16 protein-coding genes are annotated in these 18,018 nt (G+C 65.9%); 6 read left to right on the top strand and 10 right to left on the bottom strand.

Translation table 11 applies throughout. The features are described 5' to 3' along the window. Nucleotides 1-8: 8 nt before the first annotated feature. The 10 genes from JKP78_RS07220 to gshB form a co-directional block, all read right to left on the bottom strand. Nucleotides 9-386, bottom strand: a complete 378-nt coding sequence (locus tag JKP78_RS07220; protein WP_085621741.1) for a gamma-butyrobetaine hydroxylase-like domain-containing protein — start codon at nt 384-386, stop codon at nt 9-11. A 163-nt stretch (nt 387-549) separates the two neighbouring features. After that, nucleotides 550-1,893, bottom strand: a complete 1,344-nt coding sequence (gene hslU, locus JKP78_RS07215) for an ATP-dependent protease ATPase subunit HslU (protein WP_015272084.1) — start codon at nt 1,891-1,893, stop codon at nt 550-552. 76 nt (nt 1,894-1,969) lie between these two features. After that, on the bottom strand, nt 1,970-2,500 hold the full coding sequence (gene hslV, locus JKP78_RS07210) for an ATP-dependent protease subunit HslV (RefSeq protein WP_025340909.1): 531 nt from the start codon (nt 2,498-2,500) through the stop codon (nt 1,970-1,972). Nucleotides 2,501-2,695: 195 nt separating this feature from the next. After that, nucleotides 2,696-3,967 (bottom strand): dihydroorotase, encoded by a 1,272-nt coding sequence (locus tag JKP78_RS07205; protein ID WP_186684342.1) that lies wholly within the window; start codon nt 3,965-3,967, stop codon nt 2,696-2,698. After that, entirely contained in the window at nt 3,964-4,968 is a 1,005-nt protein-coding gene (locus tag JKP78_RS07200; protein WP_186684343.1) for an aspartate carbamoyltransferase catalytic subunit, read from the bottom strand. The genes JKP78_RS07205 and JKP78_RS07200 overlap by 4 nt, the downstream gene beginning before the upstream one ends. A gap of 14 nt (nt 4,969-4,982) precedes the next feature. Continuing rightward, nucleotides 4,983-5,501 (bottom strand): bifunctional pyr operon transcriptional regulator/uracil phosphoribosyltransferase PyrR, encoded by a 519-nt coding sequence (gene pyrR, locus JKP78_RS07195; protein ID WP_186684344.1) that lies wholly within the window; start codon nt 5,499-5,501, stop codon nt 4,983-4,985. A 49-nt stretch (nt 5,502-5,550) separates the two neighbouring features. Further along, entirely contained in the window at nt 5,551-5,988 is a 438-nt protein-coding gene (gene ruvX, locus JKP78_RS07190) for a Holliday junction resolvase RuvX (RefSeq protein ID WP_186684345.1), read from the bottom strand. After that, the gene (locus tag JKP78_RS07185) at nt 5,988-6,557 is read right to left on the bottom strand and encodes a YqgE/AlgH family protein (RefSeq protein WP_186684346.1); all 570 of its coding nucleotides are present in this window, start codon (nt 6,555-6,557) and stop codon (nt 5,988-5,990) included. Before JKP78_RS07185 ends, ruvX begins: the two co-directional genes overlap by 1 nt. A 175-nt stretch (nt 6,558-6,732) precedes the next feature. After that, the gene (locus tag JKP78_RS07180) at nt 6,733-7,638 is read right to left on the bottom strand and encodes an energy transducer TonB (RefSeq protein ID WP_170033188.1); all 906 of its coding nucleotides are present in this window, start codon (nt 7,636-7,638) and stop codon (nt 6,733-6,735) included. A gap of 91 nt (nt 7,639-7,729) precedes the next feature. Then, nucleotides 7,730-8,683, bottom strand: a complete 954-nt coding sequence (gshB, locus tag JKP78_RS07175) for a glutathione synthase (protein WP_186684348.1) — start codon at nt 8,681-8,683, stop codon at nt 7,730-7,732. A gap of 297 nt (nt 8,684-8,980) precedes the next feature. Here gshB and JKP78_RS07170 point away from each other — a divergent pair, with 297 nt between their 5' ends. Genes JKP78_RS07170 through JKP78_RS07145 form a run of 6 tightly spaced genes read left to right on the top strand, consistent with a single transcriptional unit; the run spans nt 8,981 to nt 17,870 of the window. After that, nucleotides 8,981-9,382, top strand: a complete 402-nt coding sequence (locus JKP78_RS07170; RefSeq protein ID WP_003257770.1) for a response regulator — start codon at nt 8,981-8,983, stop codon at nt 9,380-9,382. Nucleotides 9,383-9,429: 47 nt separating this feature from the next. After that, on the top strand, nt 9,430-9,795 hold the full coding sequence (gene pilH / locus JKP78_RS07165) for a twitching motility response regulator PilH (RefSeq protein WP_170033182.1): 366 nt from the start codon (nt 9,430-9,432) through the stop codon (nt 9,793-9,795). Next, nucleotides 9,792-10,346 carry a chemotaxis protein CheW gene (locus JKP78_RS07160; protein ID WP_186672370.1) on the top strand — a complete coding sequence of 185 codons (555 nt, stop codon included), beginning with the start codon at nt 9,792-9,794 and terminating at the stop codon, nt 10,344-10,346. Before pilH ends, JKP78_RS07160 begins: the two co-directional genes overlap by 4 nt. 47 nt (nt 10,347-10,393) lie before the next feature. Continuing rightward, on the top strand, nt 10,394-12,442 hold the full coding sequence (locus tag JKP78_RS07155) for a methyl-accepting chemotaxis protein (protein WP_225931978.1): 2,049 nt from the start codon (nt 10,394-10,396) through the stop codon (nt 12,440-12,442). Nucleotides 12,443-12,451: 9 nt separating this feature from the next. Further along, nucleotides 12,452-17,404 (top strand): hybrid sensor histidine kinase/response regulator, encoded by a 4,953-nt coding sequence (locus JKP78_RS07150; protein WP_200626387.1) that lies wholly within the window; start codon nt 12,452-12,454, stop codon nt 17,402-17,404. Then, nucleotides 17,397-17,870 carry a chemotaxis protein CheW gene (locus JKP78_RS07145; protein WP_170033174.1) on the top strand — a complete coding sequence of 158 codons (474 nt, stop codon included), beginning with the start codon at nt 17,397-17,399 and terminating at the stop codon, nt 17,868-17,870. The genes JKP78_RS07150 and JKP78_RS07145 overlap by 8 nt, the downstream gene beginning before the upstream one ends. Nucleotides 17,871-18,018 lie beyond the last annotated feature (148 nt).

Genomic DNA, 18,018 nt, shown 5'->3' with positions numbered 1-18,018 from the left:
CCCTTGCGCTAGAGCATCAGTTTGACCACCGACTCGGCGGGGTCGCGGGATTTGCCGGCCTTGTGCAGCTCGTCGAGGTACTCGGCCCACAGTTGTTCCTGGCGCAGGCACAGCTGTTCGAGGTATTCCCAGGTGAACAGGCCGCTGTCATGGCCGTCGTCGAAGACCAGTTTCAGTGCATATTGGCCGGCAGGCTCCAGGCCGCTGAGGCCGACGTTGATCTTGCCGAACTGCAGGATGGGGTTGCCGTGGCCCTGGACCTCGGCGGAGGGGGAGTGCACGCGCAGGAATTCGGCGGGCAGGTGGTAGACCTCGCCGGGGGCATAGGTGAGGCTGAGGGTTTTCGAGGCTTTGTGCAGGTTGATGGCGGTGGGCAGGCGGGCCATGGGCAGAATCTCTCGGGAGCTGATGAAGCAAGCTTCCAGCTTATGATGGAGGGATTCAAGGGCCTCTTCGCGGGCACGCCCGCTCCCACAGGATCATCACATGCTTTGGGTCTGTGGTGATCCTGTGGGAGCGGGCGTGCCCGCGAAGCAGTCGACGCCGTTTTTACAGGATGTAACGCGACAGGTCTTCGTTCTGCGCCAGCTCACCCAGGTGGCTGTTCACATAGGCCGCGTCGATCTGGATCGGCGCTTCGTCATGGGTGCTGGCCAGGTCGCCGGCACTGAACGACACCTCTTCGAGCAGGCGCTCGAGCAAGGTGTGCAAGCGGCGGGCACCGATGTTCTCGGTCTTCTCGTTGACCTGGTAGGCGATTTCGGCCAGGCGCTTGATGCCGTCCGCCAGGAACTCGATGTTCAGCCCTTCGGTCTTCAGCAGGGCCTGGTACTGTTCGGTCAGCGACGCGTGCGGCTCCTGCAGGATACGCTCGAAGTCTTCCGGGGTCAGGGCCTTGAGTTCCACGCGGATCGGCAGGCGGCCTTGCAGCTCCGGCACCAGGTCGCTCGGCTTGCTCAGGTGGAACGCACCCGAGGCAATGAACAGGATGTGGTCGGTCTTGACCATGCCCAGCTTGGTATTGACGGTGCAGCCTTCGATCAGCGGCAGCAGGTCACGCTGCACGCCTTCGCGGGACACGTCGGCGCCGCCAACGTTGCCGCGCTTGGCAACCTTGTCGATTTCGTCGATGAACACGATGCCGTGCTGCTCGACCGCTTCCAGGGCCTTGGCCTTGAGTTCTTCCTCGTTGACCAGGCGGCTCGCTTCTTCGTCGCGAACCATCTTCAGCGCTTCCTTGACCTTCAGCTTGCGGGCCTTGCGCTTGCCTTTGCCCATGTTGGCGAACAGGCTCTGCAACTGGTTGGTCATTTCTTCCATGCCGGGCGGCGCGGCAATTTCGACGCCCACGGCATCGGCGACTTCGATCTCGATTTCCTTGTCGTCCAGCTGGCCTTCGCGCAGGCGCTTGCGGAACAGCTGGCGGGTGTTGGAATCGGTGCTGGTCTGCGCGGCTTCCTCGGCAAAGCTGCTGACCCGTGCCTGTGGCAACAGGGCATCGAGGATGCGATCTTCGGCGGCATCTTCGGCGCGGTGGCGCACGCGGATGATTTCTTGCTCACGCAGCATTTTCAGCGCGGCATCGGCCAGGTCGCGGATGATCGACTCGACGTCGCGGCCGACGTAGCCCACTTCGGTGAACTTGGTGGCCTCGACCTTGAGGAACGGCGCATTGGCCAGCTTGGCCAGGCGGCGGGCGATTTCGGTCTTGCCGACGCCGGTAGGGCCGATCATCAGGATGTTCTTCGGCGTTACTTCGGCACGCAGCTCGGCAGGGAGCTGCATGCGCCGCCAGCGGTTGCGCAGGGCAATGGCCACGGCGCGCTTGGCGTCATCCTGGCCGATGATGTGGCGGTTGAGTTCGTGGACGATCTCGCGGGGGGTCATGGACATGATCAGTTGGGTCCTTGGGCAGATGAGTCAGCGTGGAAAAGCCCCCGCACCGGGCGGGGGCGCCAGAACAGCTGAATCACTCGGCCAGGTCCTGCTCCTCGATGGTCAGGTTGTGGTTGGTGAAGACGCAGATGTCGCCAGCGATGTTCAGGGCGGTCTCGGCGATTTCCCGGGCGGAAAGGTCGGTCTTGTTCAGCAGGGCGCGTGCAGCGGCCTGGGCGTATGCACCGCCGGAACCCATGGCGATCAGGCCGTCTTCGGGTTCGACCACGTCGCCGTTGCCGGTAATGATCAGCGAGGCATCCTTGTTGGCTACCGCCAGCATGGCTTCCAGGCGGCTCAGGGAGCGGTCGGTACGCCATTCCTTGGCCAGTTCGACGGCAGCACGGACCAGGTGACCCTGGTGTTTTTCCAGCTGGCCTTCGAAGCGCTCGAACAGGGTGAACGCATCGGCGGTGGCGCCGGCGAAGCCCGCGATGACCTGGCCGTGGTACAGGCGGCGCACCTTCTTGGCGTTGCCTTTCATCACGGTGTTGCCGAGGGATACCTGGCCGTCGCCGCCCATGACGACTTTGCCATTACGGCGGACAGAAACGATGGTGGTCAAGGGAGAGTCTCCACGCAGCGGGGCGAAAGTGCCTGATGCAGACTCATATGGGGGTGGGGGGAAAGATTTCAACCGTAGGGGATGAATGGTCGCGCTTGGCAGGGGGCACCGTGCAAGGGCATTCGCGGGCATGCCCGCTCCCACAGGGGACAGTGATCTGCTGTGGGAGCGGGCGTGCCCGCGAATGGCTTTTACTCAGGCCTCGTGGCAGACATGCCCGTCGACCAAGGTATACCGCACCGCACCCGGCAGGCAGTGGCCGATGAACGGGCAGTTCTCGCCTCGCGAGAACCACTGCTCGCCAGCCACGGTCGAAGCTTGCGGGTCGAACAGCACCAGGTCGGCGGCGCCGCCCGCCTTCAGCTCGCCGGCCGGCAGGCGCAGGGCCGCTGCTGGGCCGCTGCTCAGGCGTGCCAGCAGGGTTGGCAGGTCGAGCAGGCCGTCCTGCACCAGGGTCATGGCCAGTGGCAGCAGCAGTTCGACGCTGCTGATGCCCGGCTCGGTGGCACCGAACGGGGCCAGCTTGGCGTCGCGCTCGTGTGGCTGGTGATGGCTGGAAATCGCCTGGATCACCCCCGACTTCACTGCCTCGCGCAGGCCGTCACGGTCGGCAGCGGTGCGCAGCGGTGGTTGCACGTGGTAGAGACTGGAGAACTCACGCAGCGATTCGTCGGTGAGGATCAGCTGGTACAACGCTACGTCAGCGGTCACCGGCAGGCCTAGCTGCTGGGCCTGCTCGATCAGCCGCGCGCCTCGGGCGCTGGTGATCTGGGTGAAGTGCGCACGTACGCCAGTCTGCTCCACCAGCAGCAGGTTGCGTGCCAGGGCCACGGTCTCGGCGGTTTCCGGGATGCCCGGCAGGCCGAGGAAGCTGGCCATGGCACCTTCATGGGCCAGGCCGCCCTGGGCCAGGTCGCGGTCCTGGGAGTGGAACACCACGGTCAGGTCGAAGGTGGCAGCGTATTCCAGGGCGCGCGCCAGGGTACGGTTGTTGGGGATTTCCTTCAGGCCGTTGCCGAAGGCCACGCAGCCGGTGTCGCGCAGGGCCACCAGCTCGGCCAGCTGCTCGCCTTCCAGGCCCTTGGTCAGGGCGCCGATCGGGTAGACCTTGCTGTTGGCGGCCTCGCGGGCGCGGTCAAGGATCAGCTCGGCCACCGCCGAAGTGTCCAGCACCGGCCTGGTCTGCGGTGGGCAGCACAGGCTGGTGACCCCGCCAGCCACGGCAGCGCGGGTTTCGCTGGCGATGTTGCCTTTGCGGCTGTAGCCCGGCTCGCGCAGCGACACGCCGAGGTCTACCAGGCCAGGCGCGGCGACCAGGCCGGCGGCGTGGATCGTGCGGCTGGCGTTGAACCCGGCCGGGGCGGCGCCGATGGCGGCAATGCGACCGCCGTCGAGGTGCAGGTCGGTGACCTGGTCGAAGCCACTGTTCGGGTCGATGACCCGGGCGCCGAGAATACTGACGGTCACTGGGCGTTCTCCTGCTCGAATTGACGTTGCGCGTTCTGCCCGCTCATGGCCATGGACAGCACGGCCATGCGCACGGCGATACCGTAGGTGACCTGGTTGAGGATCACCGAATGCTTGCCATCGGCCACCGCCGACTCGATTTCCACACCGCGGTTGATCGGGCCGGGGTGCATGACGATGGCATCGGGCTTGGCGCCGGCCAGGCGCGCGGTGGTCAGGCCGAACAGGCGGTAGAACTCGCCTTCGCTGGGCAGCAGGCCGCCGGCCATGCGCTCACGCTGCAGGCGCAGCATGATCACCACATCGACGTCCTTCAGGCCTTCGGCGAGGTCGGTGTAGACCTTCACCCCGTACTGCTCGATACCCACGGGAATCAGGGTTTTCGGGCCGACCACGCGAATGTCCGGGCAGCCCAGCGCCTTGAGTGCGAGCATGTCGGAGCGGGCTACGCGCGAGTGCAGGATGTCACCGACGATCGCCACCGACAGGTTCTCGAAGCTGCCTTTGTGGCGACGAATGGTGAGCATGTCGAGCATGCCCTGGGTCGGGTGCGCATGGCGGCCATCACCGCCGTTGATCACCGCAACCTCGGGGCACACGTGCTCGGCGATGAAGTGCGCGGCACCGGAGTCCGAGTGGCGTACCACGAACATGTCGGCGGCCATGGCTTCGAGGTTGCGCAGGGTGTCGAACAGGGTTTCGCCCTTGCTGGTCGAGGAAGTCGACACGTTCAGGCTGATCACGTCGGCCGACAGGCGCTGGGCTGCCAATTCGAAGGTAGTACGGGTACGGGTCGAGTTCTCGAAGAACACGTTGCACACGGTCTTGCCGCGCAGCAACGGGACTTTCTTCACGGCCCGGGCACCAACTTCGAGGAAGGAGTCGGCGGTGTCGAGGATCTCGGTGAGCAGTTCGCGGGGCAAACCGTCGAGCGAGAGGAAGTGGCGCAGCTGGCCCTGATCATTGAGCTGCAGCGGGCGCTTGGCGTCGATTGGCGTCATCGCGGGGGGGACTCTTAAAGGGCGGAAGCGTTGGCGAGGTCCTGGCGCTCGAGGGCGAGCGGTGCGGGTCCGGTCAATTTTACCCGTTCATGGGCCGCCAGGGACAGGGTGGCGCCGAGCACATTCGGGCGGATAGGCAGTTCACCGGCATCCAGGTCCAGCAGGCAGACCAGGGTGACGCTGGCCGGGCGGCCGTAGTCGAACAGTTCATTGAGCGCGGCGCGCACCGTGCGGCCACTCATCAGCACATCATCCACCAGCACCAGGTGCTGGCCCTCGACCTCGAATGGCAGTTCGGACGGGCGCACCTGGGGGTGCAGGCCGTTCTGGCTGAAGTCGTCGCGGTAGAACGAGACGTCCAGGGTGCCCATGGGGCTGCTGTCGCCCATGGCTTCCTGCAGGGCCTGGGCGACCCAGACGCCGCCCGTGCGGATACCGATATAGCGTGGCTCGGCAATTGCCCGGCGGGCCAGGTGGGCGCGAAGGTCGACAGCCATCTGCCGAATCAGCTCGGCGGGATTGGGTAGGCTCATTGCGGGCTCCTTGGAAGGGTGCGCCGGGCTGGCCCGGCGGCAAAGATGATCAGGTGTTGGCCTCCAGCCAGCCTTGCAGCAACAGTGCGGCAGCAATGGCATCGACCGGGTTGTCACGGTAGCTGCCGCGCTGGCCGCCACGGGCCATGCGCTCGCCTTTGGCCTCGAAGGTGGTCAGGCGCTCGTCGTGGGTGTGCACCGGCAGGTTGAAACGGCCGTTCAGGCGGCGGGCGAATTTTTCTGCGCGGGCGCTCATTTCGCTGGGGGTGCCATCCATGTTCAGCGGCAGGCCGACAACGATGGCATCAGGCTTCCACTCGACAATCAGCTTTTCTACCTGGGTCCAGTCCGGCACACCATTCTGTGCCTTCAAGGTGCACAGCTCGCGGGCCTGGCCGGTGACTACCTGGCCGACGGCTACGCCGATCTGTTTGCTGCCGTAGTCGAAACCCAGCAGCAGGCGTGGTTCGGGCTGCAGTTCGGCCATCAGGCGTGGCCCGCCTGACTGGTCAGCAGGTTCAGGTTGATGCCCAGGCTGGCGGCTGCGGCTTCCAGGCGCAGGTCGCTGGCCAGGCCGAAGATGATTTCCGGGTCGAACGGGCAGTTGAGCCAGGCATTGTCGGCAAGCTCGGCTTCCAGCTGGCCCGGTTCCCAGCCGGCATAACCCAGGGTAATCAGGCTCTTCTGCGGCCCCACGCCTTCGGCGATGGCGAACAGCACATCCTGCGAAGTGGACAGTGACAGGCCCTGGAGTTCGACGGTGGCCTGGTAGCTGCATTCGCTGCTATGCAGCACGAAGCCACGGTCGGTCTGCACCGGGCCGCCTTGGTAGATCGGCACCTGCAGGGTGCTGGCTGGCGGCGCTTCGTCCGGGCGCAACTGTTCGAGGATGTCGGCCAGGTTGAGTTCCTGTGGCCGATTCACCACCAGCCCCATGGCGCCATGGGCGTTGTGCTCGACGATGTACGTGAGGGTCTGGGCGAAGTTCGGATCGGCCATGTGCGGCATGGCGATCAGAAACTGATGCTTGAGGTAGCTCGGCGTGAGGTTTTTCATGGAGGATAGTGTGGCGCCAGGTGGCGAGGCTGACAAGGTGCGGATTTGTGTCGTCGTTTTGGTTCGGGCGTTAGGGGCTTGGCGTCTGTCAGGCCTGACGCCGCCTGCTCGCGATGCACCGCGCGGGCGGCGCTCGATATCCGTACCAACCCGTTCCCGTGTCCAGCGACAATGCTCAGTTACTGGACAAACGGTCCCCGCGGGCAAAGCGCCAAGTGCGGATGATTTCCAGCCGGTCGAACTCGGCCAGGTCGCCAGTAAACGGCGCGAACGGCGCCGCCAGCCGCACGATGCGCTGGGCCGCCTGGTCGAGCACCGGCTGCCCGGACGACTCCAGCACCAGCACCTCGTACAATGAGCCATCGCGGTTGATCGACACCATCATCCGCAGGTTGCCGTAGATCTGCTGCCGCCGCGCCTCCTCGGGGTAGTTGAGGTTGCCCACCCGCTCGACCTTCTTGCGCCACTCTTCCTTGTACCAGGCGCCCTTGTCGCGCATGGTCGATGCGGCATTCAGGCGATGGATGCGCGGGCGCTTGGCATACATCTGCTGTTCGTTGGACAGCTCGGCTTCGAGGCTGGCGATCTGGCTCGACAGTTGCGAACTGTCGAACTCCGGCGTGGCGGCTGCGGGTTTGGGTTGCGGCTTGCTTTCCTTGGGCTTGGGCTCGACCTTCTGCGCTTTCGGCGCCTTGGTCGCCACAGCGGATTTTTCCGGCACCGGCGGGGGCGCCACTTCGGGCTTGGCCGCAGGCGGCGGGGTGACCTTGTTGATCTTGCTGTCCTGGAACGGCGCCACCTCGGTGGTGGTGGGTACCGCCTTCTTGTCCAGGGTGCCGCTACCCTGCTGGTTGTCCTGGGCCTGGAAATCGGCCTTTTCCGGCCGCTTCTCGCTCTTGAACGAGGCCAGGGTGATGTCCATGGTCTGGCGGATTTCCGCTGGCTTGACCACGGTGAAACCCACGCCAAGGATCAGCGCCAGGTGCACCAGGGCAGCCAGGAACAGGGTAAAGCCAAGCCGATCCACCGGGCGAACGCGCGGTGGCAGCAGGTCGGCGGGGATGTCGGCAGGCAGCGTCATCAGGTATCCAGCAACCGCAGGGCGGGGCAGCAGCTCAGTCGAAAAGGACCGGCATCATACCCCACTCCGCGCATTTGCTCCGCGTCGGCGGTCAGCGCGCCTTGAGCTTGCGATCAATGGCATCCATCAGCTTGCCACCGATGTCGGTGTTGTAGGCCGCGTCGATCTCGCGGATGCAGGTGGGGCTGGTGACGTTGATTTCGGTGAGGTAGTCGCCGATCACATCCAGGCCGACGAACAGCAGGCCCTTTTCGCGCAGGGCAGGGCCGACCTGGGCGGCAATCCAGCGGTCGCGCTCGGTCAATGGGCGCGCCTCGCCACGGCCACCGGCCGCCAGGTTGCCACGGGTCTCGCCGCTGGCCGGGATGCGCGCCAGGCAGTAGTCGACTGGCTCGCCGTCGATCATCAGGATGCGCTTGTCGCCATCCTTGATTTGCGGCAGGTATTCCTGGGCCATGATCTGCTGGTTGCCGTGCTGGGTCAGCGTTTCGAGGATGACCGACAGGTTGGGGTCCTCCTTGCGGTGGCGGAACACCGAGGCTCCGCCCATGCCGTCCAGCGGCTTGAGGATCACGTCGCCACGGCTATCGGCGAATTCGCGCAAGATGTCGACGCGGCGGCTGACCAGGGTCGGCGCCATGCATTGCGGGAACTGCGTGGCGAACAGCTTCTCATTGCAGTCGCGCAGGCTCTGCGGGCGGTTGACCACCAGCACACCCTCGCGCTCGGCCTGTTCCAGCAGGTAGGTGCTGTAGACGAACTCCATGTCGAAGGGCGGGTCCTTGCGCATCAGCACCACGTCCAGCTCGGCCAGTGCGCTGTCCTGCTCCTCGCCCAGCTCGAACCAGCGGGCCGGGTCGGCGAACACCTTCAGCGGGCGCATTTGCGCGCGGGCCTGGCCGGCACCCAGGTACAGGTCGCGCTGCTCCATGTAGAACAGGCTCCAGCCGCGTGCCTGGGCGGCCAGCAGCATGGCCAGCGAGCTGTCCTTCTTGTAGGAGATGGACGCGATGGGGTCCATGACAATGCCGAGGCGAACGCTCATGGGGTGGTTCCTCTTGGCGGCGCGTGGCCGCGGTAGATCGAAAGTAAAGTGGCTCAGGGTGGCGCCGTGAACGCCGCTGGTCAAGGGGCGTGGTAGATGGAACGGGCACCCGGAGTGTGCTAAAAATGCCAGTCATAGCGCTGTGCAACAGGCCTTTGGGGCTGCTGCGCAACCCTATCGCGACGCAAGGCCGCTCCTACAGGAGATCGCGGTCCCTTGTAGGAGCGGCCTTGCGTCGCGATAGGGGCGCGCAGCGGCCCTACGATTTCCGCATTATCAGCGACGGTAGCCCAACAGATGGAACAACCCCTGAAGGTGATGGTGATCGACGATTCGCGCACGATCCGCCGCACCGCACAGATGTTGCTCGGCGAAGCGGGCTGCGAGGTGATCACCGCCAGCGATGGCTTCGATGCCCTGGCCAAGATCGTCGACCACCAGCCCAGCATCATCTTCGTCGATGTGCTGATGCCGCGCCTGGACGGCTACCAGACCTGTGCGGTGATAAAGCACAACAGTGCCTTCAAGGACACCCCGGTCATCCTGCTGTCGTCGCGTGACGGCCTGTTCGACAAGGCCCGCGGCCGGGTGGTCGGGTCCGACCAGTTCCTGACCAAGCCGTTCAGCAAGGAAGAATTGCTCGATGCGATCCGTGCCCACGTGCCCGGTTTCGCCGCAGCTCAACAACACGCACCCTGACTGCGCCCCGCCATGGCACGGTCTTTCTTTCCTGATGGGGAAACAGCATGGCCCGAGTTCTGATTGTCGACGACTCGCCGACAGAGATGTACCGATTGACCGGATGGCTGGAAAAGCACGGCTTCCAGGTGCTCAAGGCCAACAACGGTGCCGATGGCGTGGCCCTGGCCCGGCAGGACAAGCCAGACGCGGTGCTGATGGACATCGTCATGCCCGGCATGAACGGCTTCCAGGCTACCCGGCAGCTCAGCAAGGACCCGGAAACCAGCGCCATCCCGGTGATCGTGGTTACCACCAAGGACCAGGAAACCGACCGGGTCTGGGCTACGCGCCAGGGCGCCCGTGACTTCCTCACCAAACCGGTGGAGGAGGACGCCTTGATCGCCAAGCTCAAAGAGGTGCTGGGGGCTTGACCACCCGCCCGCAGGGCGCGTCGCTGACCGCCTTCGAGTTGTTGCTGGACATCGACCGGCGCTGCCGCCTGCTGGTCGCCGACCAGCCGCCGCAGGACCAGCGCCTGCAACAGTGGAGCGGCATCGGCTTCCGTATTGCCGGCCAGTGGTTCGTGGCGCCGATGGGCGAGGTCGCCGAGGTGCTGCGCGAACCGCGCAGTAGCCGTGTACCCGGCGTGCAACCGTGGGTGTGCGGGGTGGCCAACCTGCGTGGTCGGCTGCTGCCGGTGATGGACCTGAGCAGCTTCTTTGGCCTGGGCCAGGCCGCCCCGGGCAAGCAGCGGCGGGTGCTGGTGCTGGACCACGATGACCTGTTCGTCGGCCTGCTGGTGGACGAAGTCCTGGGCCTGCAGCACTTTGCCCTGGACAGCCTGCAGTTGTCGCCACCGCAACCGCTGATCCACGCCGCTGCGCCCTTCGTGCAGGGGCACTTCCCGCGTGAACGCAACTGGGCGATCTTCAGCCCCTTCGCCCTGGCCCAGGCGCCGGGCTTTCTCGATGTGGCGTTATAGGACCTGCGAACGTGAACAAGCCTGCCCCTCCCGTCACCGCGACCACCGTGACCCCACGTACCCGCAGCATTGCGCAGATCACCGTACTGTTCCTGATCCTGATCCTGTCGATCATCCTGCTGTTCGCCAACTTCGCCTACCTCAACACCCAGTCCAACTACGACAAGCAGTACATCGGCCATGCCGGCGAATTGCGCGTGCTGTCGCAACGTATCGCCAAGAATGCGACCGAAGCCGCCACCGGCAAGGCGCTGGCGTTCAAGCTGCTGTCGGACTCGCGCAACGATTTCGAACGGCGCTGGGGTTACCTGCGCGAAGGTGACAAGTCCACCGGCCTGCCACCGGCACCACCGGCGGTGCGTGACGAGATGGAAGCGGTACGCCGTGACTGGGAAAACCTGCGCAGGAACACCGACACCATCCTGGCCAGCGAACAGACCGTGCTGTCGCTGCACCAGGTGGCGGCGACCCTGGCCGAGACCGTGCCGCAGTTGCAGGTGGAATACGAAAAGGTGGTGGAGATCCTGCTGCAGAGCGGGGCCCCGGCCAGCCAGGTGGCGGTGGCCCAGCGCCAACTGCTGCTGGCCGAACGCATCCTCGGCTCGGTCAACACCGTGCTGGCCGGCGACGACAGCGCAGCCCAGGCGGCCGACGCCTTTGGTCGCGATGCCGGGCGCTTTGGCCAGGTGCTGGAGGGCATGCTCAACGGTAACGCGGCAATCCAGGTGACCCGCGTCGAGGATGCCGACGCCCGCACGCGCCTGGCCGAAATCGCCGAACTGTTCCAGTTCGTCGCCGGCTCCGTGGACGAGATCCTGGAAACCTCGCCCGAGCTGTTCCGGGTACGTGAAGCCGCAGGCAACCTGTTCAGCCTGTCGCAAACCCTGCTCGACGAGGCCTCGCACCTGGCCAACGGCTTCGAGAACCTGGCCGGCGGGCGTACCCTCGACACCGTTGGCGGCTACATCCTCGGCTTGCTGGCGCTGGCCTCGATCATCCTCATCGGCCTGGTCATGGTGCGCACCACCAACCGCCAGCTGCGCGAGACGGCGGAGAAGAACGAACGCAACCAGCAGGCGATCATGCGCCTGCTCGATGAAATCGAAGAACTGGCCGACGGCGACCTGACCGTGACTGTGTCGGTAACCGAAGACTTTACCGGCGCCATCGCCGATTCGATCAATTATTCGGTCGACCAGCTGCGCGACCTGGTCGCTACCATCAACCACAGTGCGTTGCAGGTCGCCGCCGCCGTACAGGACACGCAGAACACTGCTCGCCAGCTGGCCAAGGCCTCGGAACACCAGGCCGAGCAGATCAGCGAGGCGTCCGAGGCAGTCGGCGACATGGTCGAGTCGATCGATCGGGTTTCGGCCCACGCCTACGAGTCGGCGAAGGTGGCCGAGCGCTCGGTGGCGATCGCCAACAAGGGCAACGAGGTGGTGCACAACACCATCAATGGCATGGACAACATTCGCGAGCAGATCCAGGACACCGCCAAGCGGATCAAGCGCCTGGGCGAGTCCTCCCAGGAAATCGGCGATATCGTCAGCCTGATCGACGACATTGCCGACCAGACCAACATTCTTGCCCTCAACGCGGCGATCCAGGCCTCGCTGGCCGGTGAGGCCGGGCGGGGTTTTGCCGTGGTCGCCGATGAAGTGCAGCGCCTGGCGGAACGTTCATCTTCGGCCACCCGACAGATCGAGGCGCTGGTACGCACTATCCAGGCCGACACCAACGAGGCGGTGATCTCCATGGAACAGACCACCGCCGAAGTGGTACGCGGTGCGCGCCTGGCCCAGGATGCGGGCGTTGCCCTGGCCGAGATCGAAGGGGTTTCGCAGAACCTCGCCGACCTTATCCACAGTATTTCCGACGCTGCCCAGTTGCAGACTTCGTCGGCCGGGCAGATTTCCCACACCATGGCGGTGATCCAGCAGATCACCGCACAAACCTCCGCCGGCTCCAGCGCCACTGCCGACAGTATCCGCCACCTGGCTCGCATGGCCAGCGAGATGCGTCGTTCGGTGTCCGGGTTCACCCTGCCGCCACCTGCAGAGCCCATGACGAGCCCTAGTGAAGCGCCGCGCTGAGGAATGCCAATGGCCGTAGCTGCAATAAGCCCCGAACGCCACGATACCGTGGCGCTGGCCTGGACCAAGGCCGCCATCCTCGACTGCCTGGCCCAGGCGCGCCAGGCGCTGGAGCGCTTTGCCGGGGAACCGGGCGACCTGTCGATGCTGGCCTTCGTGGTCGACAACCTGCACCAGGTGCACGGTTGCCTGCGCATGCTCGAACTGCGCGGTGCCACCCGCCTGGCCGAGGAACTGGAATTGTTCGCCAAGGCCTTGGCCGAAGGCCAGGTCAGCCCCCGGGGTGATTGCCTGGGCGCTTTGTTTCGTGGTCTGGAGCAACTGCCGTCGTACCTGGAACGCCTGCGCGGTGCCCGCCACGACCTGCCGCTGGTGATGCTGCCGCTGCTCAATCAGCTGCGCGCGTGCCGTGGCGAGGAACCGTTGGCGCAGGCCAGCCTGATCAGCGGCGCCACTCAGCGCTTTGCCGGCGCCGACGACCTGGCCAACCTCGACCTGTCGCTGGGTAACTGGCGTGAGCAGATGCAAGCCGGACCGGGCCGCGATGCCCTGCGCTCGGTGGTGACCGCGCTGTGTGACGACCTGATGCGCATCAAGGAGCGCCTGGACCAGTTCGTGCGTGGCGACCGCCAGCACAGCGAGCAGCTGGATGCCCTGCTGGCCCCCCTGCGCCACGTGGCCGACACCTTGGCGGTGCTGGGTTTCCAGCAGCCGCGTCGGGTGATTATCGACCAGGTGCTGGCGCTGCAGGCTTTGGCCCAGGGCGAGCGAGCAGTGGATGACGCGGTGTTGATGGACGTGGCGGGGGCGCTGCTGTACGTCGAGGCTACGCTTAACGGCATGGTCGGCCCGCTGGAGGAAAACGGCCAGGGCGGCCTGCCGGGCTCGGACCTCGCCGAGATCCGCCAACTGGTGTTGAACGAGGCACTGAACGTGCTGCAACAGGCCAAGGACCTGATCGGCGATTGCCTGGAGTCCGGTTGGCCGCGGCAACGCCTGCAACCTTTGCCGGGGCTGTTGCAGCAGGTTCGCGGGGCGCTGGCGATGTTGATGCTGCCGACCGTGGCCGAGCTGTTCGAAGGCTGCGCCAGTTATGTACAGCGCTGGCTGCAGCACCTGGAGGTAGAGCCGCCAGCCGATGAGCTGACGCACCTGGCCGAGGCCTTGAGCGCAGCCGAATGCTACCTGCAGTGGCGAGTGGCCGACCCGTTGGCGGATGCCCAGCCGTTCATCGACATGGCCCGCGCCAGCCTGGCGACGCTGGGCGTGCAGTGCACCCAGGTCGATGCCACTGCAAGCCACGATGGTAGCGCCGATGGCATCGACGATGAGCTGCGCGAGGTGTTTCTCGACGAAGCCGGTGAACTGTTGCCGGAAATCGAGCGCCACTGGCTGCGCTGGCGGGCCGACAACCAGCAGCACGAGGCATTGAAGGAAATGCGCCGTGCGCTGCATACGCTCAAGGGCAGTGGCCGCATGGTCCATGCCGAGGCGGTGGCCGAGCTGGCCTGGGGCGCCGAGCATCTGCTCAACCGGGTGCTCGAGGGCCGCAGCGTGCTCAGCCCGGAAGGCGTGGTGGCCTTGCAACGGGTGTTCGTCCACCTGCCCGACCTGCTGGCCGATTTTGCCGCCGGCCAGTTGCCGCAACTGAGCGAAATCGAGCAACTGGCCGGGCACCTGCATGCCCTGGCCGAAAACGCTGCGCCGTTGGCAGCGGACCTGGGCGGCCTCGACCCGCAATTGCTGGACATCTTCCGCAGCGAGGCGCAGGGCCACCTGGCCAGCCTGGATGCTTTCCTGCGCGATGCCGGCGACCACGACACGCCGGTCAGCGATGGCCTGCAGCGTGCGTTGCACACGCTCAAAGGCAGCGCCGCCATGGCCGGAGTGATGCCGGTGGCCGAACTGGCGACTGCCTTCGACCGTCTGGCGCGTGAATACAAGGGCCACCAGCTGCCGCTGCAAATGGCCGAGATCGAATGGCTGGAAGCCGCACGCTCGCTGTTTCACCTGGGCCTGGCGCAACTCGACAGCACGCCGCTGGCAGCCATCCCCGGCGCCGCCGAGCTGATCGAGCAGGTCGGCCAGGTGGTGGACGAACGCCTGGCCAGCTTGCATGACGACCCGCAGCATGCGCGGCGCAGCAAGCGTGACCCGCAGCGGGTGGCCAGTTTCCTGGCCCAGGCCATGGATACCCTGCTGGATGCCGAATCGTTGCTGTCGCGCTGGCGTCAGCAGCCCGGCCAGCGCGACCCGTTGGACACCCTGCTCGACCAGCTCACCACCTTGGGCCACGCGGCACACCTGGCCGACCTGCGGCAAATGGACGATGTGTGCGAGGCCCTGCTCGACCTGTACGGTGCCGTGGAGGAGGGCAGCCTGCCCGCCGATGCGCGCTTCTTCGCCCAGGCCCAGCGGGCCCATGAAGCCCTGCTGGACATGCTTGACGAGGTGGCCGCCGGGCAGGACATTGCACCCCGCGCCGAGCTGCTCGACAGCCTGCGTAATCTGCTGGACCAGGCCCTGGCGCCGGAGGCCACTGGCCTGGTTGGCATCGACACGGTCACGCCGCTGCACCCGGACATGGACCTGGGCGCTACCCTGGGTCTGGGGCTGGCGCACAAGCCTGTGCCGCCGGCTGCGGCGGAGTTGCTGGTCGAAGAGCCGGAAAGCCCTGGCGCAGAGCTGCTGGAAGTGTTCCTTGAAGAAAGCTCGGACATCGTCGAGAGCGCTGCTGCGGCGTTGGCCCGCTGGCAGGCCGACCCGCGTAGCAGCGTCGAGGTGGACAACCTCCTGCGCGACCTGCACACCCTCAAAGGTGTGGCGCGCATGGTCGAGATCGCGCCAATCGGCGACCTGGCCCATGAGCTGGAGTTTCTCTACGAGCTGTTGGCCGCGGGGCGCCTGCCGCCGAGTGCGCCGCTGTTCGCCCTGTTGCAGAACTGCCATGACCGCCTGGCGCACATGCTCGATGCCGTGCGCCTGGGCCAGCCGCTGCATGCCGCCACGGCGCTGATCGACTACATCCGCAACTTCAGCAGCGCGGCGCTGACCGACAGTGCTGCGGGCCAGGGGCCGGTCGGTGCCGCTGCCAGCGAGGCGCCAGCGGCGGTACCGGAGCGGGCGCCAGGCGACATGGTCAAGGTCGATGCCGAGCTGCTCGACGAACTGGGCAACCTGGCCGGTGAACACTCGATCATCCGTGGGCGCATCGAGCAGCAGGTCAACGATGCCCAGTTCACCCTCAACGAGATGGAAACCACCCTCGAGCGCATGCGCGACCAGTTGCTGCGCCTGGACATCGAGACCCAGGGGCGGATTTCCAGCCGCCAGCAGTTCGAAGGCGATGCCTATGACGACTTCGACCCCCTGGAGATGGACCGTCATTCGCAGCTGCAGCAGCTGTCGCGGGCCCTGTTCGAGTCTGCCTCGGACCTGCTCGACCTCAAGGAAACCCTGGCCCAGCGTGCCCAGGAGGCCCATAGCCTGCTGCAACAGCAGGCGCGGGTGAACAGCCAGTTGCAGGAAGGCCTTACGGCTACCCTGATGGTGCCCTTCGAGCGCCTGGTGCCGCGCTTGCAGCGCGTGGTGCGGCAGGTGGCCAGCGAGTTGGGCAAGCAGGTCGAGCTGGTGGTCGGCAATGCCGAGGGCGAGCTGGACCGCAGCGTGCTCGAACGCATGGTGGCACCGCTGGAGCACATGCTGCGCAATGCCGTCGACCACGGCCTGGAAAGCCGGGAAATGCGCCTGGCCGCTGGCAAGCCGGAGCAGGGCACCATTCACCTGAATCTACTGCACGAAGGCGCCGACATCGTCATCGAAATGACCGACGACGGTGCCGGCGTGCCGCTGGAAGCGGTGCGACGCAAGGCCATCAAGCGCGGCCTGCTGGACCCGCAGGCACATTTGAGCGATCACGAAATCCTCCAGTTCATCCTTCGGCCAGGCTTTTCCACTGCCGAGAAGATCACCCAGATTTCCGGGCGCGGCCTGGGCATGGACGTGGTCCACGAAGAGGTCAAGCAACTGGGCGGCTCGATGAGCATCGAGTCGGCCCCAGGCAAGGGCGCGCGCTTCCTGATTCGCCTGCCGTTCACCGTGTCGGTCAACCGTGCGCTGATGGTGCATCTGGGTGAAGAGCAGTACGCCATCCCGCTGAACACCATCGAGGGCATCGTCCGCGTGCCGCCCGCTGAACTGGCGGCATGCTACCAACTGGACGTGCCACGCTATGTGTACGCCGGCCATGAATACGAGTTGCGTTATCTGGGCGAACTGCTGCAAGGCATGCCGCGCCCGGCCTTGCTGGGGCAAAGTGTGCCGCTGCCGGTGCTGCTGGTGCATTCCCAGGAACAATCGTTCGCGATTCAGGCTGACGCCCTGTCGCCCAGCCGCGAAATCGTGGTGAAGAGCCTGGGGCCGCAGTTTGCTGCGGTTGCCGGTTTGTCGGGGGCGACATTGCTGGGCGATGGCCGTGTGGTGCTGATTCTCGACTTGTTGGGCCAGTTGCGTGGCCAGCAGCGGCGCCTGGCGCGCCTGCCGGGTGGTGGTGCGGCCCAGCGCCAGGTATTCGGGCCGGCACCGCGGCGGGCCTTGCTGGTGATGGTGGTGGACGACTCGGTAACCGTGCGCAAGGTCACCAGCCGCCTGCTCGAGCGCCACGGCATGAGCGTGCTGACGGCCAAGGACGGGGTCGATGCCATGGCCCTGCTGGAAGAGCACCGCCCGGATGTGCTGCTGCTGGATATCGAGATGCCGCGCATGGATGGTTTCGAGGTGGCCACGCGCATCCGCCGCGACGAGCGGCTGAAAGACCTGCCGATCATCATGATCACCTCGCGCACCGGGCAGAAGCACCGCGACCGAGCCATGGCCATCGGCGTCAATGAATACCTTGGCAAGCCGTATCAGGAATCGGTCCTGCTGCAGAGCATCGCCCACTGGAGCCAGGCCCATGCTTGAACTGATCGCCGGCCAGCGCAGCAGCCTGACCGGGCTGTTGCTGCCGTTGGGTGACCGTACCCTGGTGTTGCCCAATGTCGCGGTGGCCGAGTTGAGCGGCCAGCGCAACGTGCTGTGCCAGCGCGGCGAGCCGGCCTGGCACCTGGGCTGGATCGACTGGCGCCAGCAACGCCTGCCGCTGATCGGCTTCGAGGCCGCCTGCGGTGGCGAGACCCCCTGCGGCGAGCGGGCCCGTGTCGTGGTGCTGAATGCCCTGGGTGATACCGGCCTGCGTTACCTGGCGCTGCTGCTGCAGGACATCCCGCGCTCGTGCAAGCTCGACAGCCAGCTGAACTATGTGGACGTGGCACTGGGCCGCCTGGAACTGGCGGCGGTGCAGGTGGGCGAGCAGGTGGCGCGGGTGCCGGACCTGGTCGGGCTGGAGCGGCTGGTGCGTGACGCTGATCTGCAACCTGACCTTGGTTAGGATGTGAAGCAAAGCGCTTGGTCGTTTGGCTGACGCGGTCGTTGCAGGAGCGGCCTTGTGTCGCGAAAGGGTCGCGAAGCGGCCCCAGGATCTCATTGCCACGGCATAAATTGCAGGGGCTGCTCCGCAGCCCGTTCGCGACACAAGG

The sequence above is a fragment of the Pseudomonas sp. LAM2023 genome (assembly GCF_016620375.1).
In the GTDB taxonomy this organism is placed as follows: Bacteria; Pseudomonadota; Gammaproteobacteria; order Pseudomonadales; family Pseudomonadaceae; genus Aquipseudomonas; species Aquipseudomonas anuradhapurensis.
The sequence above is the reverse complement of the archived record's forward strand: the minus strand, read 5'-3'. Positions and strand labels throughout refer to the sequence as shown.

Coding starts and splice junctions, on each gene's coding strand:
- JKP78_RS07180 (WP_170033188.1), bottom strand. CDS start 7,638: ATGACGCTGCCTGCCGACATCCCCGCCGACCTGCTGCCACCGCGCGTT.
- JKP78_RS07220 (WP_085621741.1), bottom strand. CDS start 386: ATGGCCCGCCTGCCCACCGCCATCAACCTGCACAAAGCCTCGAAAACC.
- JKP78_RS07200 (WP_186684343.1), bottom strand. CDS start 4,968: ATGACGCCAATCGACGCCAAGCGCCCGCTGCAGCTCAATGATCAGGGC.
- ruvX (WP_186684345.1), bottom strand. CDS start 5,988: ATGGCCGAACTGCAGCCCGAACCACGCCTGCTGCTGGGTTTCGACTAC.
- JKP78_RS07145 (WP_170033174.1), top strand. CDS start 17,397: ATGCTTGAACTGATCGCCGGCCAGCGCAGCAGCCTGACCGGGCTGTTG.
- pyrR (WP_186684344.1), bottom strand. CDS start 5,501: ATGAGCCTACCCAATCCCGCCGAGCTGATTCGGCAGATGGCTGTCGAC.
- gshB (WP_186684348.1), bottom strand. CDS start 8,683: ATGAGCGTTCGCCTCGGCATTGTCATGGACCCCATCGCGTCCATCTCC.
- JKP78_RS07170 (WP_003257770.1), top strand. CDS start 8,981: ATGGAACAACCCCTGAAGGTGATGGTGATCGACGATTCGCGCACGATC.
- JKP78_RS07150 (WP_200626387.1), top strand. CDS start 12,452: ATGGCCGTAGCTGCAATAAGCCCCGAACGCCACGATACCGTGGCGCTG.
- JKP78_RS07185 (WP_186684346.1), bottom strand. CDS start 6,557: ATGAAAAACCTCACGCCGAGCTACCTCAAGCATCAGTTTCTGATCGCC.
- pilH (WP_170033182.1), top strand. CDS start 9,430: ATGGCCCGAGTTCTGATTGTCGACGACTCGCCGACAGAGATGTACCGA.
- hslU (WP_015272084.1), bottom strand. CDS start 1,893: ATGTCCATGACCCCCCGCGAGATCGTCCACGAACTCAACCGCCACATC.